The sequence below is a fragment of the Bradyrhizobium sp. AUGA SZCCT0169 genome (genome assembly GCF_018130085.1).
In the GTDB taxonomy this organism is placed as follows: Bacteria; Pseudomonadota; Alphaproteobacteria; order Rhizobiales; family Xanthobacteraceae; genus Bradyrhizobium.
The window spans coordinates 174,081-194,857 of record NZ_JAFCMC010000003.1; the positions used below are offsets into that span (position 1 = coordinate 174,081).

The 20,777-nt window shown below is 62.0% G+C and carries 33 protein-coding genes; 32 read left to right on the top strand and 1 reads right to left on the bottom strand.

All coding sequences use genetic code 11. From position 1 onward, the window contains the following. Window positions 1–53 precede the first annotated feature (53 nt). From rpsL to rplQ, 32 genes are all read left to right on the top strand, one after another. Complete coding sequence (gene rpsL, locus JQ609_RS04560; RefSeq protein WP_057849132.1) at window positions 54–425, top strand: 30S ribosomal protein S12; 372 nt, start codon at window positions 54–56, stop codon at window positions 423–425. Between the two features lie 15 nt (window positions 426–440). Then, entirely contained in the window at window positions 441–911 is a 471-nt protein-coding gene (gene rpsG / locus JQ609_RS04565; RefSeq protein WP_192733871.1) for a 30S ribosomal protein S7, read from the top strand. Window positions 912–941: 30 nt separating this feature from the next. Beyond that, window positions 942–3,014 (top strand): elongation factor G, encoded by a 2,073-nt coding sequence (gene fusA / locus JQ609_RS04570; protein WP_212211784.1) that lies wholly within the window; start codon window positions 942–944, stop codon window positions 3,012–3,014. 39 nt (window positions 3,015–3,053) lie between these two features. Beyond that, window positions 3,054–4,244, top strand: a complete 1,191-nt coding sequence (gene tuf / locus JQ609_RS04575; RefSeq protein WP_192733869.1) for an elongation factor Tu — start codon at window positions 3,054–3,056, stop codon at window positions 4,242–4,244. Window positions 4,245–4,333: 89 nt separating this feature from the next. After that, the gene (gene rpsJ, locus JQ609_RS04580) at window positions 4,334–4,642 is read left to right on the top strand and encodes a 30S ribosomal protein S10 (protein ID WP_002712302.1); all 309 of its coding nucleotides are present in this window, start codon (window positions 4,334–4,336) and stop codon (window positions 4,640–4,642) included. 52 nt (window positions 4,643–4,694) lie between these two features. Further along, the gene (gene rplC / locus JQ609_RS04585; RefSeq protein ID WP_192733868.1) at window positions 4,695–5,417 is read left to right on the top strand and encodes a 50S ribosomal protein L3; all 723 of its coding nucleotides are present in this window, start codon (window positions 4,695–4,697) and stop codon (window positions 5,415–5,417) included. Between the two features lies 1 nt (window position 5,418). Continuing rightward, on the top strand, window positions 5,419–6,039 hold the full coding sequence (gene rplD / locus JQ609_RS04590; protein ID WP_192733867.1) for a 50S ribosomal protein L4: 621 nt from the start codon (window positions 5,419–5,421) through the stop codon (window positions 6,037–6,039). After that, window positions 6,036–6,335 (top strand): 50S ribosomal protein L23, encoded by a 300-nt coding sequence (locus JQ609_RS04595; RefSeq protein WP_192733866.1) that lies wholly within the window; start codon window positions 6,036–6,038, stop codon window positions 6,333–6,335. Before rplD ends, JQ609_RS04595 begins: the two co-directional genes overlap by 4 nt. Window positions 6,336–6,347: 12 nt before the next feature. Beyond that, window positions 6,348–7,181: a 50S ribosomal protein L2 gene (gene rplB, locus JQ609_RS04600; protein ID WP_211998086.1), complete on the top strand. Its 834-nt coding sequence runs from the start codon at window positions 6,348–6,350 to the stop codon at window positions 7,179–7,181. Between the two features lie 12 nt (window positions 7,182–7,193). Continuing rightward, window positions 7,194–7,472 (top strand): 30S ribosomal protein S19, encoded by a 279-nt coding sequence (gene rpsS / locus JQ609_RS04605; protein WP_027536815.1) that lies wholly within the window; start codon window positions 7,194–7,196, stop codon window positions 7,470–7,472. A gap of 10 nt (window positions 7,473–7,482) precedes the next feature. After that, window positions 7,483–7,869, top strand: a complete 387-nt coding sequence (gene rplV / locus JQ609_RS04610; protein ID WP_192733864.1) for a 50S ribosomal protein L22 — start codon at window positions 7,483–7,485, stop codon at window positions 7,867–7,869. Between the two features lie 17 nt (window positions 7,870–7,886). Next, window positions 7,887–8,585 carry a 30S ribosomal protein S3 gene (gene rpsC / locus JQ609_RS04615; RefSeq protein WP_192733863.1) on the top strand — a complete coding sequence of 233 codons (699 nt, stop codon included), beginning with the start codon at window positions 7,887–7,889 and terminating at the stop codon, window positions 8,583–8,585. Between the two features lie 30 nt (window positions 8,586–8,615). Further along, the gene (gene rplP / locus JQ609_RS04620) at window positions 8,616–9,029 is read left to right on the top strand and encodes a 50S ribosomal protein L16 (RefSeq protein ID WP_025588649.1); all 414 of its coding nucleotides are present in this window, start codon (window positions 8,616–8,618) and stop codon (window positions 9,027–9,029) included. Window positions 9,030–9,034: 5 nt separating this feature from the next. Further along, complete coding sequence (gene rpmC, locus JQ609_RS04625) at window positions 9,035–9,241, top strand: 50S ribosomal protein L29 (protein ID WP_192733862.1); 207 nt, start codon at window positions 9,035–9,037, stop codon at window positions 9,239–9,241. Between the two features lie 10 nt (window positions 9,242–9,251). Continuing rightward, on the top strand, window positions 9,252–9,500 hold the full coding sequence (gene rpsQ / locus JQ609_RS04630) for a 30S ribosomal protein S17 (RefSeq protein WP_192733861.1): 249 nt from the start codon (window positions 9,252–9,254) through the stop codon (window positions 9,498–9,500). 80 nt (window positions 9,501–9,580) lie between these two features. Further along, complete coding sequence (gene rplN, locus JQ609_RS04635) at window positions 9,581–9,949, top strand: 50S ribosomal protein L14 (RefSeq protein WP_011473865.1); 369 nt, start codon at window positions 9,581–9,583, stop codon at window positions 9,947–9,949. Continuing rightward, window positions 9,949–10,263: a 50S ribosomal protein L24 gene (rplX, locus tag JQ609_RS04640; RefSeq protein WP_192733860.1), complete on the top strand. Its 315-nt coding sequence runs from the start codon at window positions 9,949–9,951 to the stop codon at window positions 10,261–10,263. Before rplN ends, rplX begins: the two co-directional genes overlap by 1 nt. Continuing rightward, window positions 10,256–10,813 carry a 50S ribosomal protein L5 gene (gene rplE, locus JQ609_RS04645; protein WP_192733859.1) on the top strand — a complete coding sequence of 186 codons (558 nt, stop codon included), beginning with the start codon at window positions 10,256–10,258 and terminating at the stop codon, window positions 10,811–10,813. Before rplX ends, rplE begins: the two co-directional genes overlap by 8 nt. Window positions 10,814–10,857: 44 nt before the next feature. Further along, complete coding sequence (gene rpsN, locus JQ609_RS04650; protein ID WP_074276047.1) at window positions 10,858–11,163, top strand: 30S ribosomal protein S14; 306 nt, start codon at window positions 10,858–10,860, stop codon at window positions 11,161–11,163. A 13-nt stretch (window positions 11,164–11,176) separates the two neighbouring features. Continuing rightward, window positions 11,177–11,575 carry a 30S ribosomal protein S8 gene (gene rpsH / locus JQ609_RS04655; RefSeq protein ID WP_211998087.1) on the top strand — a complete coding sequence of 133 codons (399 nt, stop codon included), beginning with the start codon at window positions 11,177–11,179 and terminating at the stop codon, window positions 11,573–11,575. A 14-nt stretch (window positions 11,576–11,589) separates the two neighbouring features. Next, window positions 11,590–12,123 (top strand): 50S ribosomal protein L6, encoded by a 534-nt coding sequence (gene rplF / locus JQ609_RS04660; protein WP_192733856.1) that lies wholly within the window; start codon window positions 11,590–11,592, stop codon window positions 12,121–12,123. An 11-nt stretch (window positions 12,124–12,134) separates the two neighbouring features. Then, window positions 12,135–12,494, top strand: a complete 360-nt coding sequence (gene rplR / locus JQ609_RS04665; protein WP_212035204.1) for a 50S ribosomal protein L18 — start codon at window positions 12,135–12,137, stop codon at window positions 12,492–12,494. Window positions 12,495–12,556: 62 nt separating this feature from the next. Further along, window positions 12,557–13,132 carry a 30S ribosomal protein S5 gene (gene rpsE, locus JQ609_RS04670; protein ID WP_028349043.1) on the top strand — a complete coding sequence of 192 codons (576 nt, stop codon included), beginning with the start codon at window positions 12,557–12,559 and terminating at the stop codon, window positions 13,130–13,132. A 41-nt stretch (window positions 13,133–13,173) separates the two neighbouring features. Then, window positions 13,174–13,365 carry a 50S ribosomal protein L30 gene (gene rpmD, locus JQ609_RS04675; protein ID WP_192733854.1) on the top strand — a complete coding sequence of 64 codons (192 nt, stop codon included), beginning with the start codon at window positions 13,174–13,176 and terminating at the stop codon, window positions 13,363–13,365. Window positions 13,366–13,448: 83 nt separating this feature from the next. Beyond that, a complete protein-coding gene (gene rplO, locus JQ609_RS04680) occupies window positions 13,449–13,937 on the top strand; it encodes a 50S ribosomal protein L15 (RefSeq protein WP_212211783.1) in 489 nt (162 codons plus the stop codon). Window positions 13,938–14,083: 146 nt separating this feature from the next. Next, window positions 14,084–15,415 (top strand): preprotein translocase subunit SecY, encoded by a 1,332-nt coding sequence (gene secY / locus JQ609_RS04685; RefSeq protein WP_212211781.1) that lies wholly within the window; start codon window positions 14,084–14,086, stop codon window positions 15,413–15,415. A gap of 95 nt (window positions 15,416–15,510) precedes the next feature. After that, on the top strand, window positions 15,511–16,620 hold the full coding sequence (locus JQ609_RS04690) for a preprotein translocase subunit SecY (protein WP_249127646.1): 1,110 nt from the start codon (window positions 15,511–15,513) through the stop codon (window positions 16,618–16,620). Continuing rightward, window positions 16,617–17,462 (top strand): adenylate kinase, encoded by an 846-nt coding sequence (locus tag JQ609_RS04695; protein ID WP_212272179.1) that lies wholly within the window; start codon window positions 16,617–16,619, stop codon window positions 17,460–17,462. The genes JQ609_RS04690 and JQ609_RS04695 overlap by 4 nt, the downstream gene beginning before the upstream one ends. Before the next feature lie 184 nt (window positions 17,463–17,646). Beyond that, complete coding sequence (gene rpsM / locus JQ609_RS04700; protein WP_211998091.1) at window positions 17,647–18,015, top strand: 30S ribosomal protein S13; 369 nt, start codon at window positions 17,647–17,649, stop codon at window positions 18,013–18,015. Window positions 18,016–18,145: 130 nt separating this feature from the next. Beyond that, window positions 18,146–18,535, top strand: a complete 390-nt coding sequence (rpsK, locus tag JQ609_RS04705) for a 30S ribosomal protein S11 (RefSeq protein ID WP_192733848.1) — start codon at window positions 18,146–18,148, stop codon at window positions 18,533–18,535. Window positions 18,536–18,653: 118 nt separating this feature from the next. Further along, window positions 18,654–19,685 carry a DNA-directed RNA polymerase subunit alpha gene (locus JQ609_RS04710; RefSeq protein WP_192733847.1) on the top strand — a complete coding sequence of 344 codons (1,032 nt, stop codon included), beginning with the start codon at window positions 18,654–18,656 and terminating at the stop codon, window positions 19,683–19,685. A 142-nt stretch (window positions 19,686–19,827) separates the two neighbouring features. Next, window positions 19,828–20,244, top strand: coding sequence for a 50S ribosomal protein L17 (gene rplQ, locus JQ609_RS04715; protein ID WP_212211768.1), 417 nt, complete (start codon window positions 19,828–19,830; stop codon window positions 20,242–20,244). Between the two features lie 104 nt (window positions 20,245–20,348). Here the strand turns inward: rplQ and JQ609_RS04720 are convergent, their stop codons facing one another. Beyond that, window positions 20,349–20,750: a hypothetical protein gene (locus JQ609_RS04720; RefSeq protein ID WP_212211766.1), complete on the bottom strand. Its 402-nt coding sequence runs from the start codon at window positions 20,748–20,750 to the stop codon at window positions 20,349–20,351. Between the last annotated feature and the right edge of the window lie 27 nt (window positions 20,751–20,777).

Genomic DNA, 20,777 nt, shown 5'->3' on the forward strand with positions numbered 1-20,777 from the left:
AGAATTTGCGAAGCCATCTCCGGTTTCGCGCGAACTAAAGGGTGAAGGCTGACATGCCGACGATCAACCAGCTGATCGCAAAACCGCGTACCGTGCAGAAGTCGCGCAAGAAAGTGCCGGCGCTGCAGCAGTCGCCGCAGAAGCGCGGCGTTTGCACGCGCGTCTATACCACGACCCCGAAGAAGCCGAACTCGGCGCTTCGTAAGGTTGCCAAGGTGCGCCTGACCAACGGCTTCGAAGTGATCGGCTACATTCCCGGTGAAGGCCATAACCTTCAGGAGCACTCGGTGGTCATGATCCGCGGCGGTCGCGTCAAGGATTTGCCCGGCGTGCGCTACCACATTCTCCGCGGCGTCCTCGATACCCAGGGCGTCAAGAACCGTAAGCAGCGTCGTTCGAAGTACGGCGCGAAGCGTCCGAAGTAAGCGGGAACAGCCAAGATGTCTCGTCGCCATTCAGCTGAAAAGCGTGAAGTGAACCCGGATCCGAAGTTCGGGAACATCATCATTACGAAGTTCATGAATTCGATCATGTACGACGGCAAGAAGTCTGCCGCCGAGAGCATCGTCTACGGCGCGCTCGCCATGATCGAGGCCAAGACCAAGCAGGGTCCGCTGCCGGTGTTCGAGCAGGCGCTGGAAAACGTCATGCCGACCATCGAAGTGCGTTCGCGCCGCGTCGGCGGCGCCACCTACCAGGTGCCGGTTGAAGTGCGTTCCGTCCGCCGTCAGGCGCTGGGCATTCGCTGGATCATCACCGCGGCGCGCGATCGCAACGAGAAGACGATGACGGAGCGGCTCTCCGCCGAGCTGCTCGACGCGTCGAATAACCGGGGTAACGCCGTCAAGAAGCGTGAAGACGTGCACCGGATGGCTGAAGCCAACCGCGCCTTCTCGCACTATCGCTGGTAACGGCGAAACACGGATTTTAAGGAACAACCCATGCCCCGCGTTCATGCCATAGAGAACTACCGCAACTTCGGTATCATGGCGCATATCGATGCCGGCAAGACCACGACCACCGAGCGCATCCTTTATTATACCGGCAAGAGCCACAAGATCGGCGAAGTGCACGAAGGTGCCGCGACGATGGACTGGATGGAGCAGGAGCAGGAGCGCGGCATTACGATTACATCGGCTGCGACCACCGCGTTCTGGGAAGGCAAGCGCCTCAACATCATCGACACCCCCGGCCACGTCGACTTCACCATTGAAGTCGAACGTTCGCTGCGCGTGCTCGACGGCGCGGTATGCGTGCTCGACTCCAACCAGGGCGTCGAACCCCAGACCGAAACCGTCTGGCGTCAGGGCGACAAGTACCGCGTTCCGCGCATCGTCTTCGCCAACAAGATGGATAAGACCGGCGCCGACTTCTACAAATGCATGCAGGATATTGTCGATCGCCTCGGCGCCAAGCCGATTGCGATCCAGCTTCCGATCGGCTCCGAAAACAACTTCAAGGGCCTGGTCGATCTCGTCCGCATGAAGGGCGTGGTCTGGGAAGAAGAGAAGCTCGACGCCAAGTTCGTCGACATCGATATTCCCGAAGACATGGTCGAGAAGGCCAATGAATATCGCGAGAAGCTGCTGGAAGCCGCCGTCGAACTCGACGACGACGTTCTTGCAGCTTACCTCGACGGCAAGGAGCCCGATGTCGCGACCTTGAAGCGCATGATCCGCAAGGCCGTGCTGACCGGCGCGTTCTTCCCGGTGCTGTGCGGCTCGGCGTTCAAGAACAAGGGCGTGCAGCCGCTGCTCGACGCGGTCGTGGACTATCTGCCGTCACCGGTCGACGTGCCCGCGATCAAGGGCATCGATGACGACGGCAACGAAGTCACCCGCAAGGCCGACGACAAGGAGCCGCTGGCTCTGCTCGCATTCAAGATCATGGACGATCCGTTCGTCGGCACCATCACCTTCTGCCGCATCTATTCGGGTGTGCTGATGAGCGGTACCGGCGTGGTCAACTCGACCCGCGAGAAGAAAGAACGTATCGGCCGCATGCTTTTGATGCATGCGAACAACCGCGAAGACATCAAGGAAGCTTATGCCGGCGACATCGTCGCGCTGGCCGGCCTGAAGGAAGCGCGCACCGGTGACACGCTGTGCGATCCCGACAAGCAGGTGATCCTGGAAAAGATGGAATTCCCGGAGCCGGTGATCGAAATCGCGATCGAGCCGAAGTCGAAAGCCGACCAGGAAAAGCTCGGCGTCGCACTGGCGAAGCTCGCTGCGGAAGATCCGTCGTTCCGGGTGTCGACCGACCAGGAGTCCGGCCAGACCATCCTCAAGGGCATGGGCGAGCTCCACCTCGACATCAAGGTCGACATCCTGCGCCGTACCTACAAAGTCGATGCGAACATTGGCGCGCCGCAGGTGGCGTTCCGTGAGCGCGTCACCAAAAAGGCCGAGGTCAAGTACACGCACAAGAAGCAGACCGGCGGTACCGGTCAGTTCGCCGAAGTGTCGATCGTGGTCGAGCCGAACGAGCCCGGCAAGGGCTACGAATTCGAGTCCAAGGTTGTTGGTGGTTCGGTGCCGAAGGAATACATCCCCGGCGTCGAAAAGGGCCTCAACAGCGTCATGGGTTCCGGCGTCGTCGCCGGCTTCCCGGTGGTGGACGTCAAGGTGACGCTGGTCGACGGCAAGTATCACGACGTCGACTCGTCGGCGCTGGCCTTCGAAATTGCATCGCGCGCGGCGTTCCGCGAAGCGCTGCAGAAGGGCAAGTCCGTCCTGCTCGAGCCGATCATGAAGGTCGAAGTGGTGACCCCGGAAGACTACACCGGTTCGGTCATCGGCGATCTGAATTCGCGGCGCGGCCAGATCCAGGGTCAAGACATGCGCGGCAACGCCAACGTCATCAACGCGATGGTGCCGCTCATGAACATGTTCGGGTACGTGAATAACCTGCGCTCGATGAGCCAGGGACGCGCGACCTTTACCATGCAATTCGATCACTACGCGGAAGCACCCGCGAACGTGTCGGCAGAAGTCCAGAAGAAGTTTGCCTGATTGTCGTTGGCGGCAGTCAACGATTAAACGGAGAGTCAAATGGCCAAAGCAAAATTTGAACGTAACAAACCGCACTGCAATATCGGAACCATCGGTCACGTCGACCATGGCAAGACTTCGCTGACCGCAGCGATCACCAAGGTTTTGGCTGAAACCGGCGGTGCGACGTTCACGGCGTACGATCAGATCGACAAGGCGCCCGAAGAAAAGGCGCGCGGCATCACGATCTCGACCGCTCACGTCGAATACGAAACCGCCAACCGGCACTACGCCCACGTCGACTGCCCGGGCCACGCCGACTACGTCAAGAACATGATCACCGGTGCGGCGCAGATGGACGGCGCGATCCTGGTGGTGTCGGCCGCCGACGGCCCGATGCCGCAGACCCGCGAGCACATCCTGCTCGCCCGTCAGGTCGGCGTTCCCGCGCTCGTCGTGTTCCTGAACAAGTGCGACATGGTCGACGATCCGGAACTGCTCGAACTGGTCGAGATGGAAGTCCGCGAACTGCTTTCGAAGTACGAATTCCCGGGCGACACCATCCCGATCATCAAGGGTTCGGCTCTCGCCGCCCTCGAAGACAAGGACAAGAAGCTCGGCCACGATGCGGTTCTCGAGCTGATGAAGGCCGTCGACGAAAGCATCCCGCAGCCGGCGCGTCCGATCGACCAGCCGTTCCTGATGCCGGTCGAAGACGTGTTCTCGATCTCGGGCCGCGGCACTGTGGTGACCGGCCGTGTCGAACGCGGCATCGTCAAGGTCGGCGAGGAAATCGAAATCGTCGGTCTGCGCGATACCCAGAAGACCATCGTCACCGGCGTCGAAATGTTCCGCAAGCTGCTCGATCAGGGCCAGGCCGGCGACAACATCGGTGCGCTGCTGCGCGGTACCAAGCGCGAGGAAGTCGAGCGTGGCCAGGTGCTGTGCAAGCCGGGTTCGGTCAAGCCGCACACCAAGTTCAAGGCTGAGGCTTATATCCTGACCAAGGAAGAGGGCGGTCGTCACACCCCGTTCTTCACCAACTACCGGCCGCAGTTCTACTTCCGCACCACCGACGTGACCGGCGTCGTGCATCTGCCCGAAGGCACCGAAATGGTGATGCCGGGCGACAACATCGCGATGGAAGTGCATCTGATCGTGCCGATCGCGATGGAAGAGAAGCTCCGCTTCGCGATCCGCGAAGGTGGCCGCACCGTCGGCTCGGGTGTCGTCTCCGCCATCATTGAGTAAGCGAACAGGAATTGGCGAGTGGCGGATGAAATCATCCGCTACTCGCTAGCCACCATTCGCAGATACGACGACAAAGAAAGACAGCGGCAATGAACGGCCAAAATATTCGCATCCGTCTCAAGGCGTTCGACCATCGAATTCTCGATACGTCGACCCGCGAGATCGTGAACACGGCGAAACGCACCGGTGCTCAGGTTCGCGGACCCATTCCGCTGCCCACCCGCATCGAGAAGTTCACCGTCAACCGTTCACCGCACGTCGACAAGAAGAGCCGCGAGCAGTTCGAGATGCGCACCCACAAGCGCCTGCTCGACATTGTCGACCCGACTCCGCAGACCGTCGATGCTTTGATGAAGCTCGACCTGGCCGCCGGTGTCGACGTCGAGATCAAGCTCTAGATTTTTTTAGATCGTCCGAAGTTAGCGGACAGAAAGAACAGGAAGCACGCCGATGCGCTCCGGAGTGATCGCACAAAAGGTCGGGATGACGCGGGTCTTTACGGAGACCGGTGAACATATCCCTGTGACCGTGCTGAAGCTGGGCAATTGCCAGGTTCTGGGCCACCGCACGACCGAAAAGAACGGTTACGTTGCGCTGCAGCTCGGTTCCGGTACCCGCAAGACCGTCTATCTGCCCAAGGCAGAGCGCGGCCAGTTTGCGGTGTCCAAGGTCGAGCCCAAGCGGAAGGTCACCGAGTTCCGCGTGTCTGAGGACGCGCTGATCCCGGTTGGCGCCGAAATTCAGGCGGACCATTTCGTGGTCGGCCAGTTTGTCGACGTCACCGGCACCTCGGTCGGTAAGGGGTTTGCCGGCGGCATGAAGCGCTGGAACTTCGGCGGTCTTCGCGCCACCCACGGTGTGTCGGTTTCGCATCGTTCGATCGGTTCGACCGGCGGACGTCAGGATCCCGGCAAGACCTTCAAGAACAAGAAGATGCCCGGTCACATGGGCGTCGATCGCATCACCACGCTCAACCTGCGCGTTGTGCAGACCGACGTCGAGCGCGGCCTGATCCTCGTCGAGGGTGCCGTTCCCGGCTCCAAGGGCGGGTGGATCTCGGTGCGTGATGCGGTGAAGAAGCCGTTGCCGAAGGAAGCTCCGAAGCCCGGCAAGTTCAGGGTTGTCGGCGGCGCCGAGCAGGCTGCTGCACCGGCCGAGCAGGAGGGCGCGTGAGATGGAACTGAAAGTCACGACCCTTGAGGGCAAGGAAGCCGGTTCGGTCCAGCTGTCCGATGAGATCTTCGGCCTGGAGCCGCGCAAGGACATCATCCAGCGCTGCGTCAACTGGCAGCTAGCCAAGCGTCAGGCCGGCACGCACAAGACGCAGGGCCGCGCCGATGTCTGGCGCACCGGCAAGAAGATGTACAAGCAGAAGGGCACCGGCGGTGCTCGTCACGGTTCGGCCCGCGTTCCGCAGTTTCGCGGCGGTGGCCGTGCGTTCGGTCCGGTGGTGCGCTCGCACGCCTTCGCCTTGCCGAAGAAGGTGCGCGCACTGGCACTTCGCCATGCGCTCTCCGCCAAGGCAAAGGACGGCGGGCTGATCGTGATCGAATCGGCGACGCTCGAGGCCGCCAAGACCAAGGCTCTGGTCGGGCATTTCTCGGGTCTCGGCCTGACCAATGCGCTGATCATCGACGGCGCCGAGGTCAACACCGGTTTCGCGACCGCGGCCCGCAACATTCCGAACATCGACGTGCTGCCGATCCAGGGCATCAACGTCTATGACATTCTGCGCCGTCACAAGCTGGTGCTGACCAAGTCGGCGGTGGATGCGTTGGAGGCGCGCTTCAAATGAAGAATATCGATCCGCGCCATTACGACGTGATCGTTGCCCCGGTGGTGACCGAAAAGGCGACGGTAGCGTCCGAGCACAACAAGGTTGTGTTCAAGGTTGCCTCCAAGGCGACCAAGCCGCAAATCAAGGAAGCCGTCGAAAAGCTGTTCGACGTCAAGGTGAAGAGCGTGAACACGCTGGTCCGCAAGGGCAAGACCAAGGTGTTCCGCGGTAATTTCGGTTCGCAGTCGGATGTGAAGCGGGCGATCGTGACCCTCGAAGAGGGCCACCGCATCGACGTCACCACCGGACTATAAGGCGTTACGACGATGGCATTGAAAACATACAATCCGACGACGCCGGGCCAGCGCCAGCTGGTGATGGTCGACCGTTCGGCGCTGTACAAGGGCAAGCCGGTCAAGGCGTTGACCGAGGGCAAGCAGAGCAATGGCGGCCGCAACAACACCGGCCGTATCACGGTTCGCTTTCGTGGCGGTGGCCACAAGAAGGCCTACCGGATGGTCGATTTCAAGCGTGACAAGGTCGACGTTTCAGCGACCGTCGAGCGCCTGGAATATGATCCGAACCGCACCGCGTTCATCGCGCTGATCAAGTATGCCGACGGCGAGCAGGCCTACATCCTGGCGCCGCAGCGGCTGGCGGCGGGCGACACCGTCGTTGCCGGCAACTATGTCGACGTGAAGCCCGGCAATGTCATGCCGCTCGGCAACATGCCGGTCGGCACGATCGTGCACAATATCGAGATGAAGATCGGCAAGGGCGGCCAGATCGCACGTTCCGCCGGCACCTATGCGCAGATCGTCGGCCGCGATCAGGACTACGTCATCCTGCGTCTGAACTCGGGCGAGCAGCGCCTGGTGCACGGCCGTTGCCGCGGCACCATCGGCGCGGTGTCGAACCCCGACCACATGAACATCTCGATCGGCAAGGCCGGCCGTACCCGCTGGCTCGGCTGGCGTCCGCATAACCGCGGCGTCGTCATGAACCCGATCGACCATCCCCACGGCGGCGGCGAAGGCCGCACCTCGGGCGGCCGGCACCCGGTGACCCCGTGGGGCAAGCCGACCAAGGGGAAGAAGACCCGTTCGAATAAGTCGACCAACAGATTCATCCTCCTAAGCCGCCACAAGCGGAAGAAGTAAGGAACGCCGGACATGGTTCGTTCAGTCTGGAAAGGCCCGTTCGTCGAAGGCTCTCTGCTCAAGAAAGCAGATGCCGCGCGCGCGTCCGGCCGTCACGACGTCATCAAGATCTGGAGCCGCCGCTCGACCATTCTGCCGCAGTTCGTCGGCCTGGTCTTCGGTGTCTACAACGGCCAGAAGCATGTGCCGGTATCGGTCAACGAGGAAATGGTGGGTCACAAGTTCGGCGAATTCTCGCCGACCCGTACCTTCCATGGCCATTCTGGCGACAAGAAAGCCAAGAAGGCTTGAGGAATAAGCGATGAGCAAACCAAAGCGCGAAAGAGTGCTCGCGGATAACGAGGCCAAGGCTGTGGCCCGGATGCTGCGCGTGAGCCCGCAGAAGCTTAATCTTGTCGCGCAGCTGATCCGCGGCCGGAAGGCGTCTGCGGCACTGGCCGACCTGCAGTTCTCGCGCAAGCGGATCGCGGTCGACGTCAAGAAGTGCCTGGAATCGGCGATCGCGAACGCCGAGAACAACCACGACCTCGAGGTCGACGATCTGGTCGTCGCCGAGGCCCATGTCGGCAACGGCATCGTGATGAAGCGCTTTTCGCCGCGCGGCCGTGGCCGTTCGGGTCGTATCTACAAACCGTTCTCGCACCTGACCATCGTGGTTCGTCAGGTCGAGGCCGAGGCTGGCGCTTAAGGGCGCGGGAGAAGACGATGGGTCAAAAAATCAATCCAATCGGACTGCGTCTCGGCATCAACCGTACGTGGGATTCCCGTTGGTTCGCCGGCAAGAACGAATACGGCAAGCTGCTGCATGAGGACGTGCGGATCCGTGAGATCCTGCACAAGGAACTCAAGCAGGCAGCCGTCGCCCGCATCGTGATCGAGCGTCCGCACAAGAAGTGCCGCGTGACGATCCATTCGGCGCGTCCGGGCGTCGTGATCGGCAAGAAGGGCGCCGACATCGACAAGCTGCGCAAGCGGGTTGCCGACATCACGGCTTCCGACGTCGTCATCAACATCGTCGAAATCCGCAAGCCTGAACTCGACGCCACCCTGGTCGCCGAATCGATCGCCCAGCAGCTCGAGCGCCGCGTTGCATTCCGCCGCGCCATGAAGCGCGCGGTGCAGTCGGCGATGCGTCTTGGCGCCGAAGGCATTCGTATCAACTGCTCGGGCCGTCTCGGCGGCGCCGAAATCGCGCGTATGGAATGGTATCGCGAAGGCCGCGTTCCCTTGCACACGCTGCGCGCCGACGTCGATTACGGCGTGGCGACCGCGTTCACGACATTCGGTACCTGCGGCGTCAAGGTCTGGATCTTCAAAGGCGAGATCCTCGAGCACGATCCGATGGCCCAGGACAAGAAGATGGCCGAAGGCGACAATACCCGTCCGCGTCGCGACGCTGCTTGAGACATTAGAGAAGGTTTGAGGGCGTAAGCCATGATGCAACCAAAGAAAACGAAGTTCCGGAAGGCGCATAAGGGCCGTATCCACGGCGTTGCGACTTCGGGCGCGACGTTGTCGTTCGGACAGTTCGGCCTGAAGGCGATGGCGCCCGAGCGCATCACCGCCCGTCAGATCGAAGCCGCACGCCGCGCGCTGACCCGTCACATGAAGCGCGCCGGCCGCGTCTGGATCCGCGTGTTTCCGGACCTGCCGGTGTCGAAGAAGCCCGCCGAAGTCCGCATGGGTTCGGGCAAGGGTACGCCGGAATTGTGGGTGGCCCGGGTCAAGCCCGGCCGCGTGATTTTCGAGATCGACGGCGTCACGGTGCAGACCGCAAAGGAAGCGCTCTCGCTCGCCGCCGCCAAGCTGCCGATCAAGACGCGCTTCGTCGCGCGCATTGCGGAGTAACCGTCATGGCCGAGATGAAAACCGCCGACATTCGCGCGATGAGCGACGATCAGAGGGAGGACGCCGTCCTCAACCTGAAGAAAGAGCGTTTCAACCTGCGTTTCCAGCGCGCCACCGGGCAGCTGGAGAACACCACGCGGCTGCGTGAAGCCCGCCGCGATATCGCCCGCATCAAGACCATCGCCGCGCAAGCGCGCGCGAAGAAGAAGTAAGAGGCCGGATATGCCGAAACGAACCCTTCAGGGCGTGGTCGTGAGCGACAAGCAAGCCAAGACGATCGTGGTGCGCGTCGATCGCCGCTTCACCCACCCGATCTACAAGAAGACGATCCGCCGCTCCAAGAACTACCACGCGCACGACGAGAACAACGAGTTCAAGCCGGGCGACATGGTGTGGATCGAGGAGAGCAAGCCGATCTCGAAGTTGAAGCGCTGGACGGTTGTCCGGGGCGAACAGAAGAAAACGGCCTGAAGCAGGTCGGGCCTGGCCCGACCGGTTTTGGGAAATTTTAAGCGCGTTTCAGCGCATCAGAAAGAGGACGAGGTGCATCAATGATTCAGATGCAGACCAACCTCGACGTGGCCGATAATTCAGGCGCACGCCGTGTCATGTGCATCAAGGTGCTTGGGGGCTCCAAGCGCCGCTATGCCACCGTGGGCGATGTTATCGTTGTGTCGATCAAGGAAGCGATTCCGCGCGGCAAGGTGAAGAAGGGCGACGTGATGAAGGCTGTCGTGGTGCGGGTCCGCAAGGACATCCGCCGCGCCGACGGCTCGGTCATCCGCTTCGACCGCAACGCCGCCGTGCTGATCAACAATCAGTCGGAGCCGGTCGGCACCCGTATCTTCGGGCCCGTGCCGCGCGAGCTGCGCGCCAAGAACCACATGAAGATCATTTCACTTGCGCCGGAGGTGCTGTGATGGCTGCCAAGATCCGCAAGGGTGACAAGGTCATCGTGCTGAACGGCCGCGACAAGGGCCGTACCGGCGAAGTATTCGAGGTCCGTCCCGACGAGAACAAGGCTCTCGTGCGCGGCGTCAACTTGGTGAAGCGTCACCAGAAGCAGACCCAGTCCCAGGAAGGCGGCATCATCTCCAAGGAGGCGCCGATCCACCTGTCCAACATCGCGTATGTCGGCAAGGACGGCAAACCGACCCGCGTGGGCTTCAAGATTCAGGCTGATGGCAAGAAGGTACGCATTGCCAAGAGCTCGGGAGCAGAGATCGATGGCTGAAACCGCTTATGTGCCGCGCCTGCGCGTGGAGTATGACAAGAGCATCCGCAGCAAGCTGACTGAACAGTTCGGCTATGCCAACGTCATGCAGGTGCCGCGTCTCGACAAGGTCGTCCTCAACATGGGCGTCGGCGATGCCGTCAACGACCGCAAAAAGGCCGAGACCGCAGCTGGCGACCTGTCGCTGATCGCCGGCCAGAAGGCGATCGTGACCTATTCGCGCGTCGCGATCGCGACCTTCAAGCTGCGTGAAAACCAGCCGATCGGCTGCAAGGTCACGCTGCGCAAGGCCAAGATGTACGAGTTCATCGACCGCCTGGTGAACGTGGCGCTGCCGCGCGTGCGCGACTTCCGCGGCCTCAATCCGAAGAGCTTCGACGGCCGCGGCAATTATTCGCTCGGCCTCAAGGAGCACATCATTTTCCCCGAAATCGACTTCGACAAGGTTTCGGAAGCCCGCGGCATGGACATCACGGTTTGCACCACGGCGCAGACCGACGACGAGGCGCGTGCCTTGTTGACCGCTTTCAATTTCCCGTTCCGGCAGTGAGACGCAGTTAAAGCCTCTCAAACGCGGAAACCCAGGAGCCAAGCATGGCAAAGAAGAGTTCAATCGAGAAGAACAACCGGCGCAAGCGGATGACCAAGAACGCCGCCCCCCAGCGCGCGAAGCTGAAGGCGATCATCGCCGACAAGACCAAGCCGATGGAAGAGCGCTTCGCGGCGACGCTGAAGCTTGCCGAGATGCCGCGCAACTCGTCGGCGACGCGCATCCGCAACCGCTGCGAACTGACCGGCCGTCCGCGTTCCATCTATCGCAAGAACAAGCTCAGCCGCATCGCGCTGCGTGAACTCGGCTCCAAGGGCCTGGTTCCCGGGCTCGTGAAGTCGAGCTGGTAAGGAGGGTCGTCAGATGTCAACGCACGATCCGATCAGCGATCTCATCACCCGCATCCGCAACGCGCAGATGCGCTCGAAGTCCAAGGTTTCGACCCCGGGCTCGAAGATGCGCGCCAACGTTCTCGAAGTGCTGAAATCCGAGGGTTACATCCGCGGCTATGCCAGCGTCGAACATGCTTCCGGCCGCAGCGAGCTCGAGATCGAGCTGAAATATTTCGACGGCGAGCCGGTCATTCGCGAAATCGAGCGGGTGTCGAAGCCCGGCCGTCGGGTTTACGCTTCGGTGAAGAACCTGCCGCGCGTGAACAACGGTCTCGGTATTTCGGTCTTGTCGACGCCGAAGGGAATCATGGCTGACCACGACGCGCGTGACGCGAATGTGGGCGGCGAAGTTCTCTTCACGGTGTTCTGAGGAAGGATTCTAGCATGTCACGTGTTGGCAAACGGCCCGTGCCGATCCCGTCCGGTGTGACGGCGACCGTCGAAGGGCAGACCGTCAAGATGAAGGGGCCGAAGGGCCAGCTTCAGTTCGTCGTGCATGACGACGTCGAGGTGAAGTTCGAGGACGGCGCGGTCAAGGTCGCGCCGAAGCTCGAAACCAACCGGGCGCAGGCCATGTACGGCACCGCGCGCGCCCAGGTCGCAAACCTGGTCGAGGGCGTCACCAAGGGTTTCGAGAAGAAGCTCGAGATCACCGGAGTCGGCTACCGCGCCGCGCTGCAGGGCAAGAACCTGCAGCTCGCGCTCGGCTACAGCCACGACGTCGTCTACGCGATCCCGGATGGCATCACCATCGCGGTGCCGAAGCCGACCGAGATCACGATCACGGGCAATGATTCCCAGCGTGTCGGTCAGGTTGCGGCCGAGATCCGCGCCTATCGTCCGCCGGAGCCCTATAAGGGCAAGGGCGTGAAGTACGCCAACGAATTCATCTTCCGCAAGGAAGGCAAGAAGAAGTAACGGAGCCGGCCATGTCACTGAAAGTTACAAATGCCCGGCGCAAGCAGCGTGTGAGGAATTCACTGCGCCGCTCCGCCAATGGACGTCCGCGTCTGTCGGTGTTCCGCTCGTCGAAGCACATCTATGCCCAGGTCATCGACGACCTGAAGGGCGAGACGCTGGCTTCCGCATCGTCGCTGGAAAAGACCATGCGCGAGAGCGGCAACACGGGCGCCAACATCGATGCGGCCAAGGCCGTCGGCAAGCTGCTGGCGGAACGCGCCGTGCAGAAGGGCGTCAAGGAAGTGGTGTTCGATCGCGGTCAGTATCTGTATCACGGGCGCGTCAAGGCGCTTGCGGATGCGGCCCGCGAAAGCGGATTGAGCTTCTAACAACCGATTTTGAACCAAGATGAAGGACAGGGGCGTTAGGCTCCCTGAGATTGGAAAACACCATGGCAGGTGAACGCGAACGCGGCGGACGCGAACGGAGCAGGGATCGCGAAGAGCGCGACAGCGAGTTCGTCGACAAGCTGGTCCACATCAATCGCGTGGCGAAGGTCGTCAAGGGCGGCAAGCGCTTCGGCTTTGCGGCGCTGGTCGTGATCGGCGACCAGAAGGGTCGGGTCGGTTTCGGTCACGGCAAGGCGCGCGAAGTTCCCGAGGCGATCCGCAAGGCGACGGAATCGGCGAAGCGTAACCTGACGCGCGTTGCTCTGCGCGAAGGCCGCACGCTGCATCACGATATCGCCGGCCGTCACGGTGCGGGCCGCGTTTATCTGCGCGCAGCCCCCGCCGGTACCGGCATCATCGCGGGCGGTCCGATGCGCGCGGTGTTCGAAACGCTCGGCATCCAGGATGTGGTGGCGAAGTCGATCGGCTCGTCGAACCCCTACAACATGGTTCGCGCAACCTTCGACGCGCTGAAGCATCAGGATTCGCCGCGTTCGGTGGCGGCGCGCCGCAACATCAAGGTGTCCACGCTGCAGTCGCGCCGCGTCGGTGGCGATGCCGAAGTGGTGGCTGAATAAACAATCAGGCGCAGTTTCCCGCGCCGTTCGGAGTCAAGACGATGGCCAAGGCCGCAAAGATGATCAAGGTCGAGCAGACTGGCAGCGCAATCCGCCGCCACCACTCGCAGCGTGCGACGCTGATCGGCCTCAAGCTTAACAAGATCGGCCGGGTTTCCGAGCTGCAGGATACGCCTGAAGTTCGCGGCATGATCAGCAAGGTTCAACATCTCGTCCGCGTCGTCGGCGAGTAAGCAAGACAGGGAGGAGCATGATCCCGAAAAGTGGGGACCGGTTTTCGGTCAAGATCATGCTCCATAGATAAGGGAATTTCGCGATGAAGCTCAGCGATATCGCCGACAACGCCGGCTCGCGCAAGAAGCGCATGCGCGTCGGCCGTGGCATCGGTTCAGGCAAGGGCAAGACTGCGGGCCGCGGCGGCAAGGGCCAGACCGCGCGTTCGGGCGTGCGCATCAAGGGCTTCGAGGGCGGGCAGATGCCGCTGCATCGGCGCCTGCCGAAGCGCGGCTTCAACAACATCTTCAAGCTCGATTTCGCCGAGATCAATCTCGACCGCCTGCAGGACGCGATCGATGCCAAGCTGGTCGATGCCAATGAGACCGTCACCGCCGAATCGCTGGTGAAGGCCGGCGTGCTGCGCCGCGCCAAGGACGGCCTGCGGCTGCTCGGCCGCGGCGAAATCAAGGCCAAGCTCGCCATCGAGGTGCATGGCGCCTCGAAATCCGCGATCGCGGCGGTCGAAAAGGCCGGCGGCACGGTGAAGGTTCTGGCTCCGGCCAAGAAGGAAGAAGGCGAGGCGGCGTAACATCTGCGTCATTGCCCGCCGCGGCGCGGGCAATGCGCCGATTGAACGATGGACTTATCGAAGCCGAGCACCAAATAATGTCCGGCGTCTGCCGATGGCCCCGCTCGGGGCTTGAGGCGTGAGGGACGGCGGGAGAAAGCCTAGACATGGTCTCAGCAGCAGAACAACTTGCGGCAAACCTCAATTTCTCTGCGCTCGGCAAAGCCGACGAACTGAAGAAGCGCATCTGGTTCACACTGGGTGCGCTGCTTGTTTATCGGCTCGGCACCTATATCCCGCTGCCCGGCATCGATCCCGCGGCCTGGGAGCAGGTGTTCAAGTCGCAGGCCGGCGGCATCCTCGGCATGTTCAACATGTTCGCCGGCGGCGGTATCAACCGCATGGCGATCTTCGCCTTGAACATCATGCCGTATATCTCGGCGTCCATCATCATCCAGCTTCTGACTACGGTTTCGCCGCAGCTCGAGGCGCTGAAGAAGGAAGGCGAGGCCGGCCGCAAGACGCTGAACCAGTATACCCGCTATCTCACGGTGATCCTCGCCGCGTTCCAGTCCTACGGCATCGCCGTCGGCCTGCAGGGCGCCGGTAACGTCGTCAGTGAGCCCGGGCCGTTCTTCCTGATCTCCACCGCGATCACGCTGACCGGCGGCACCATGTTCCTGATGTGGCTCGGCGAGCAGATCACCTCGCGCGGCATCGGCAACGGTATTTCGCTGATCATCCTGGCCGGCATCGTCGCCGAGTTGCCCTCGGCGCTCGCCAACATGCTCGAACTCGGCCGTCAGGGGGCGCTGTCGACCGCCCTGATCCTGATCGTGATCGTGATGGCGGTCGTCGTGATCGCCTTCATCGTGTTCATGGAACGCGCGCAGCGGCGGCTCCTGATCCAGTATCCGAAGCGCCAGGTCGGCAACAAGATGTTCGAGGGCCAGTCCTCGCATCTGCCGCTCAAGCTCAACACCTCGGGCGTGATCCCGCCGATCTTCGCCTCGTCGCTGCTGTTGCTGCCGACGACGGTGGCCAACTTCAACGCCGGCTCGGGTCCGGAATGGTTCCAGTGGCTCAACACCCAGCTCAGCCACGGCCGTCCGCTGTTCCTGTTCTGCTATCTCGGGCTGATCGTGTTCTTCGCGTTCTTCTATACCGCGATCGTGTTCAACCCGACCGAGACCGCGGACAATCTGAAGAAGCATGGCGGCTTCATCCCCGGCATCCGTCCGGGCGAGCGCACCGCCGAATATATCGACTACGTGTTGTCGCGCGTGACGGTGCTCGGCGCGATCTATCTCGCCATCGTCTGCCTGATTCCCGAAGTTCTGATCTCCTACGCCGCGGTGCCGTTCTACTTTGGCGGAACCTCGCTTCTGATCGTCGTCAGCGTGACGATGGATACGGTGGCGCAGGTGCAGGGCTATCTGCTCGCCCATCAGTATGAAGGGCTGATCCGCAAGTCCAAGCTCAAGGGCCGCCGTCGATGAAATCTGAGCTGCCGCGCCGGATCGCGATCACGATCGGCGCGCTGCTCACCTTCCGGCTCGGCAGTCATATCCCGCTTGCGGGCCTCTCGCCACAGATGCAGGCCAGCCTGCTGCTTTCATCGCACGCTGCCGCCCGCATTTCGGTTTTCGCGCTCTTCATCATTCCCTATCTGAGTGTCGCGATCGTCATGCAGCTTGTCGCTGTGGTGTGGGGCAGGCTGAGTGCGCTGGAACGATCGGGTGAGGCCGGCCGCCGCAAGATTGCCCGCTTCACGCTGATCCTGACGCTGCTGCTTGCAGCATTCCAGGCCTTCGGCGTCGCATCCGGTCTTCAGGACGTTCCCGGCCTCGTCACAGAGCCCGGCGGCTGGTTCCTGCTGTCGGCCACTGCAACGATGGTGGGCGGCGTGTTCTTCCTGGTCTGGCTTAGCGAACAAATCACCCGCCACGGGATCGGCAACGGGCTCGCGCTGCTTCTGTTCGTCGGCATCATCGTTTCGCTTCCGGCAGATATTTCCGCCACCTTCCAACTGCTGGGACAGGGCGCGATCTCCGGCAGCCTTCTGCTGTTGCTGGCGATCCTCGCGGTCGTGGGCGTCGCGGTCATCGTGCTCGTCGAAGGCGCGCGGCGGAACGTGCCGGTGCAATATGCCGCGCGCCAGGCGGGAACACGCCTGCTTCCCGCGCGCTCCTCGGTGCTGCCGATCAAGATCAACAGCGCCGGGTTCCTGATCCCGGCCACCGTGACGCCGTGGATTTTCTATCTTCCGCTGGTGCTTGCGACCTTGGCCCTCGGCCAGACGCCAACGCTCGCCGTCGCCTACGACCACATCCAGTTCGCCCGGCCGGTCCACATGATCCTCGGATCCATTGCGGTCTTCGTGCTGGCTTTCATCTATACTGCCTATGTGCTTGATCCCGCGCGCATCGCCGAGGTCTTGCACAAGCGGGGCGGCGCGATTACAGACGTGGCGCCGGGCGAACCCACCGCCGACCATCTCGATCGCGTCGTGACGTTGACGACCTTCATCGGAGCCGTCTACCTCGTGGCCGTGTCGCTGATTCCGGAAGCCTTGGTGGCTTACGGTAAGCTGCCCTTTCTTTTTGGTGGTGGCTCGGCGCTGATTGTGGTTTGCACTATCCTTGATATCAAAACGCAGGTGCGCGGGCATTCGCTCACCAAGCCGGGGGGCGAATTGTCATGAGATTGATCCTTTTGGGGCCGCCGGGTGCGGGCAAGGGGACCCAGGCGCAACGGCTGGTCCACAAACACGACCTGATCCAGCTCTCCACCGGCGAGATGCTGCGCGCTGCGGTGGCCGCGCAGACACCGGTCGGCCTGCAGGCCAAAGACATCATGGCGAGCGGGTCGCTGGTGCCGGATGAAATCGTGATCGGAATCATCTCCGACCGCCTCGACCAGCCCGACATGAAGAACGGGTTCATCCTCGACGGCTTTCCACGCACGGTGCCGCAGGCCGCAGCCCTCGATGAACTGCTGAAGAAGAAGCACATCAAGCTCGACGCCGTGATCGAGCTGCGCGTCAACGAGAGCGCGCTGCTCGACCGCGTCGAGAATCGCGTCGCCGAGATGCGGGCGAGGGGCGAAGAAGTGCGAATCGACGACACTCCGGAAGTGCTGTCGAAGCGGCTGGCGAGCTACCGGACCCTGACCGAGCCCCTGATTCACTACTATTCGGAGCGGCGGAAGCTGCTCACGGTCGATGGTATGATGACCATCGAGCACGTCACCCGGGAAATTAACCGGATCCTGTCCGCCATCGGCGCGGTGGAACCCAAAGCATCGAAGGCAGCTGCGCCGGCCAGGCAGGCCAAGGCGGGCGCCAGGAAGACCGCCAAGCCCGCGGGCAAAAAAGCCGCCAAAACCGCCAGGAAAGCCGCCAAATCCGCTCAAAAGGCCGCCAAAGCCGCCTCCAGGGGGGCAAAAAAGGCCAAAAAGGCGACCAAGAAAACGGCCAAAAAGGTGGTCAAAAAGCCCGCCAAAAAGGCCGTGAAAAAGGTCACGAAAAAGCGAGCTAAACGATAGAGACGGTTGACGAAACCGAGTTGAATCCTTTAATAAGCCCCGCATCCAAGTCGGATAGTTGCAGACGATGCCGGGCCCCAAAGAATCTGAGGGGACGGGCGTCGTGTTCGCGTTTGCGGACGCCTGCCCGAGTTAGCAAGAACATAGCCCGGTCCGCGAGGGATCGGTGACAGGAGAGAAGTCCGTGGCCCGTATTGCCGGCGTGAATATCCCGACCAACAAGCGCGTCTTGATCGCGCTCCAGTACATCCATGGCATCGGCCAGAAGAACGCGGCCGAGATCATCGAGAAGGTGAAGATTCCCGTTGAGCGCCGCGTCAGCCAGCTCAGCGACCAGGAAGTTCTGCAGATCCGCGAAGTCATCGACCGCGACTATCTGGTCGAGGGCGATCTTCGTCGTGAAGTCGGCATCAACATCAAGCGTCTGATGGACCTCGGCTGCTATCGCGGCCTGCGTCATCGCCGCGGCCTGCCGGTGCGCGGCCAGCGCACCCACACCAATGCGCGCACGCGCAAGGGCCCGGCCAAGTCGATTGCCGGCAAGAAGAAGTAATTGGCGAGTAGCGAATGGCGAATGGCGAGTAGGGGCTCGACCCCTATTCGCTATTCGCCACTCACCATTCGCTCTTAGGTGTAGCCGCTGGCACTACGGCGGCGTTTGAGATCACAGGAAAGGTTTTGGAATGGGCAAGGAAGCCACCCGCATACGCCGCCGCGAACGCAAGAACATCGCCTCCGGCATCGCGCATGTGAATTCGTCGTTCAACAACACGACCATCACCATCACCGACGCGCAGGGCAACACTATTGCCTGGTCGTCGGCCGGCACGATGGGCTTCAAGGGTTCGCGCAAGTCGACCCCCTATGCCGCGCAGGTCGCGGCCGAAGACGTTTCCAAGAAGGCGCAGGAACACGGCATGCGCACGCTGGAAGTGGAAGTTGCAGGCCCCGGTTCGGGCCGTGAGTCGGCGCTTCGCGCGCTGCAGGCGGCGGGCTTCACCGTCACATCGATTCGCGACGTGACGACGATCCCGCACAATGGTTGCCGTCCGCGCAAGCGCCGGCGCGTTTGATGTTTTGGTCGCGGGCGGATTTATCCGCCGCGCGATTGCCTTGGAATTTCGACAGCCGCGGGCTGATCCGCGATCTCCAACGTCAGTTGCGGGCACGACTGGCCCAAAGGACTGACACATGGGTGACACAGTGACGATCCAGAAAAATTGGCAAGAACTTATCCGACCGAACAAGCTGCAGGTAACGCCGGGCACCGATGCGGCCCGGTTTGCGACCGTTGTCGCAGAACCCCTCGAGCGCGGCTTCGGCCAGACCCTCGGTAACGCGCTGCGCCGCATCCTGCTGTCGTCGCTGCAGGGCGCAGCGGTGCAGTCGGTGCACATCGACGGCGTGCTGCACGAGTTCTCCTCGATCGCGGGCGTTCGCGAGGACGTCACCGACATCGTGCTCAACATCAAGGACATCTCGATCAAGATGCAGGGCGAAGGCCCCAAGCGCATGGTCGTGAAGAAGCAGGGCCCGGGCGTCGTCACCGCCGGCGACATCCAGACCGTCGGCGACGTCGTGGTGCTCAATCCCGACCTGCAGATCTGCACGCTGGACGAGGGCGCGGAAATCCGCATGGAATTCACGGTCGCTGCCGGCAAGGGCTATGTCGCCGCCGAGCGTAACCGCCCCGAGGACGCGCCGATCGGCCTGATCCCGGTCGACAGCCTGTTCTCGCCGGTCCGCAAGGTTTCCTACAAGGTCGAGAACACCCGCGAGGGCCAGATCCTCGACTACGACAAGCTGACCATGACGATCGAAACCAATGGTGCGATCACGCCGGAAGATTCGGTGGCCTATGCCGCCCGCATCCTGCAGGATCAGCTCAACGTGTTCGTGAACTTCGAAGAGCCGCGCAAGGAAGTGGCGCAGGAGATCATCCCCGATCTCGCGTTCAACCCTGCGTTCCTCAAGAAGGTCGACGAACTGGAGTTGTCGGTGCGTTCGGCAAACTGCCTGAAGAACGACAACATCGTCTACATCGGCGATCTCGTGCAGAAGTCGGAAGCGGAAATGCTCCGTACCCCGAACTTCGGCCGCAAGTCGCTGAACGAGATCAAGGAAGTGCTGGCCCAGATGGGTCTGCATCTCGGCATGGAAGTGCCGGGCTGGCCGCCGGAGAATATCGACGAGCTCGCCAAGCGCTTCGAAGACCACTATTGAGCGAATAGGGAGTGGCGAATAGCGAATGGAAAGACAAACCATTCGCTACTTACTACTCGCTTCCCAGGGCGAACGCAGGCGGCCCACCTGAGCAACAAGTCCGACGAACCGTCGCGACAGAATAAGTATTGAGGAATTCAACATGCGTCACGGCAAGGTTCACCGGAAGCTCAACCGCACCGCCGAGCATCGGCGTGCGATGTTCGCCAACATGTGCGCGGCGCTGATCAAGCACGAGCAGATCGTCACCACGCTGCCGAAGGCCAAGGAATTGCGCCCGATCGTCGAGAAGCTGGTCACGCTCGGCAAGAAGGGCGGTCTGGCCATGCGCCGCCAGGCGATCTCCGAAATGCGCGACAAGGATCAGGTCCGCAAGCTGTTCGACGTGCTGGCGTCTCGCTACAAGGACCGCCAGGGCGGCTACACCCGCATCATCAAGGCCGGCTTCCGCTACGGCGACAACGCCCCGATGGCCGTGATCGAATTTGTCGACCGCGACGTCGATGCCAAGGGCAAGGACTCCGGCCCGGTGCAGGAAAAGTCCGCCGAAGCGGCGTAAGCCTTACAAGTCAAATGGTCTTAAAAGCGGCGCTTTCCGGCGCCGCTTTTTTATTTGCCGAACTCGAACGCGGCGCGCGATGTCCAGCGCCGCGTTCGCTTAACTCACCAGTGGCGCCAGTGGCGATGATAATACCGGGGCCCGCCATAATAGGCGAAGGCCGGGCGGATCACGCGGCGATAGCGAACCACGGGCACATAGGGCCCGCCATAATATCCGCCGTAGTAGGCTGGCGCATAACCGCCGTAATAGGCCGGAGCGTATCCGCCGTAGTAACGAGGGTATCCGTAACCGTAGCCGGGATATCCGCCATAGTATCCGTAACCAGGGCCATAGGCGTAGGCGTTGGACGCAAGGCCGCCGATCAACGCTCCCGCCAGGAGGCCGCCAGCCACAGCCGGGAAAAATCCGCCGCCGCGCCAGCGCGCTTCGGCGGGCGAGGGCGCTGCGACAGCCGTCAGGCCGAGGGTGGCCGCAAGCGCCAGGATCAAAGGTGCTTTCCTCATGGAACACTCCTTTCCGCAAATCCGTAA

Excerpts from the sequence above, each read along its gene's own strand:
- rpsL (WP_057849132.1), top strand. The coding sequence starts at position 54 with ATGCCGACGATCAACCAGCTGATCGCAAAACCGCGTACCGTGCAGAAG.
- rpsG (WP_192733871.1), top strand. The coding sequence starts at position 441 with ATGTCTCGTCGCCATTCAGCTGAAAAGCGTGAAGTGAACCCGGATCCG.
- fusA (WP_212211784.1), top strand. The coding sequence starts at position 942 with ATGCCCCGCGTTCATGCCATAGAGAACTACCGCAACTTCGGTATCATG.
- tuf (WP_192733869.1), top strand. The coding sequence starts at position 3,054 with ATGGCCAAAGCAAAATTTGAACGTAACAAACCGCACTGCAATATCGGA.
- rpsJ (WP_002712302.1), top strand. The coding sequence starts at position 4,334 with ATGAACGGCCAAAATATTCGCATCCGTCTCAAGGCGTTCGACCATCGA.
- rplC (WP_192733868.1), top strand. The coding sequence starts at position 4,695 with ATGCGCTCCGGAGTGATCGCACAAAAGGTCGGGATGACGCGGGTCTTT.
- rplD (WP_192733867.1), top strand. The coding sequence starts at position 5,419 with ATGGAACTGAAAGTCACGACCCTTGAGGGCAAGGAAGCCGGTTCGGTC.
- JQ609_RS04595 (WP_192733866.1), top strand. The coding sequence starts at position 6,036 with ATGAAGAATATCGATCCGCGCCATTACGACGTGATCGTTGCCCCGGTG.
- rplB (WP_211998086.1), top strand. The coding sequence starts at position 6,348 with ATGGCATTGAAAACATACAATCCGACGACGCCGGGCCAGCGCCAGCTG.
- rpsS (WP_027536815.1), top strand. The coding sequence starts at position 7,194 with ATGGTTCGTTCAGTCTGGAAAGGCCCGTTCGTCGAAGGCTCTCTGCTC.
- rplV (WP_192733864.1), top strand. The coding sequence starts at position 7,483 with ATGAGCAAACCAAAGCGCGAAAGAGTGCTCGCGGATAACGAGGCCAAG.
- rpsC (WP_192733863.1), top strand. The coding sequence starts at position 7,887 with ATGGGTCAAAAAATCAATCCAATCGGACTGCGTCTCGGCATCAACCGT.
- rplP (WP_025588649.1), top strand. The coding sequence starts at position 8,616 with ATGATGCAACCAAAGAAAACGAAGTTCCGGAAGGCGCATAAGGGCCGT.
- rpmC (WP_192733862.1), top strand. The coding sequence starts at position 9,035 with ATGGCCGAGATGAAAACCGCCGACATTCGCGCGATGAGCGACGATCAG.
- rpsQ (WP_192733861.1), top strand. The coding sequence starts at position 9,252 with ATGCCGAAACGAACCCTTCAGGGCGTGGTCGTGAGCGACAAGCAAGCC.
- rplN (WP_011473865.1), top strand. The coding sequence starts at position 9,581 with ATGATTCAGATGCAGACCAACCTCGACGTGGCCGATAATTCAGGCGCA.
- rplX (WP_192733860.1), top strand. The coding sequence starts at position 9,949 with ATGGCTGCCAAGATCCGCAAGGGTGACAAGGTCATCGTGCTGAACGGC.
- rplE (WP_192733859.1), top strand. The coding sequence starts at position 10,256 with ATGGCTGAAACCGCTTATGTGCCGCGCCTGCGCGTGGAGTATGACAAG.
- rpsN (WP_074276047.1), top strand. The coding sequence starts at position 10,858 with ATGGCAAAGAAGAGTTCAATCGAGAAGAACAACCGGCGCAAGCGGATG.
- rpsH (WP_211998087.1), top strand. The coding sequence starts at position 11,177 with ATGTCAACGCACGATCCGATCAGCGATCTCATCACCCGCATCCGCAAC.
- rplF (WP_192733856.1), top strand. The coding sequence starts at position 11,590 with ATGTCACGTGTTGGCAAACGGCCCGTGCCGATCCCGTCCGGTGTGACG.
- rplR (WP_212035204.1), top strand. The coding sequence starts at position 12,135 with ATGTCACTGAAAGTTACAAATGCCCGGCGCAAGCAGCGTGTGAGGAAT.
- rpsE (WP_028349043.1), top strand. The coding sequence starts at position 12,557 with ATGGCAGGTGAACGCGAACGCGGCGGACGCGAACGGAGCAGGGATCGC.
- rpmD (WP_192733854.1), top strand. The coding sequence starts at position 13,174 with ATGGCCAAGGCCGCAAAGATGATCAAGGTCGAGCAGACTGGCAGCGCA.
- rplO (WP_212211783.1), top strand. The coding sequence starts at position 13,449 with ATGAAGCTCAGCGATATCGCCGACAACGCCGGCTCGCGCAAGAAGCGC.
- secY (WP_212211781.1), top strand. The coding sequence starts at position 14,084 with ATGGTCTCAGCAGCAGAACAACTTGCGGCAAACCTCAATTTCTCTGCG.
- JQ609_RS04690 (WP_249127646.1), top strand. The coding sequence starts at position 15,511 with ATGCAGGCCAGCCTGCTGCTTTCATCGCACGCTGCCGCCCGCATTTCG.
- JQ609_RS04695 (WP_212272179.1), top strand. The coding sequence starts at position 16,617 with ATGAGATTGATCCTTTTGGGGCCGCCGGGTGCGGGCAAGGGGACCCAG.
- rpsK (WP_192733848.1), top strand. The coding sequence starts at position 18,146 with ATGGGCAAGGAAGCCACCCGCATACGCCGCCGCGAACGCAAGAACATC.
- JQ609_RS04710 (WP_192733847.1), top strand. The coding sequence starts at position 18,654 with ATGGGTGACACAGTGACGATCCAGAAAAATTGGCAAGAACTTATCCGA.
- rplQ (WP_212211768.1), top strand. The coding sequence starts at position 19,828 with ATGCGTCACGGCAAGGTTCACCGGAAGCTCAACCGCACCGCCGAGCAT.
- JQ609_RS04720 (WP_212211766.1), bottom strand. The coding sequence starts at position 20,750 with ATGAGGAAAGCACCTTTGATCCTGGCGCTTGCGGCCACCCTCGGCCTG.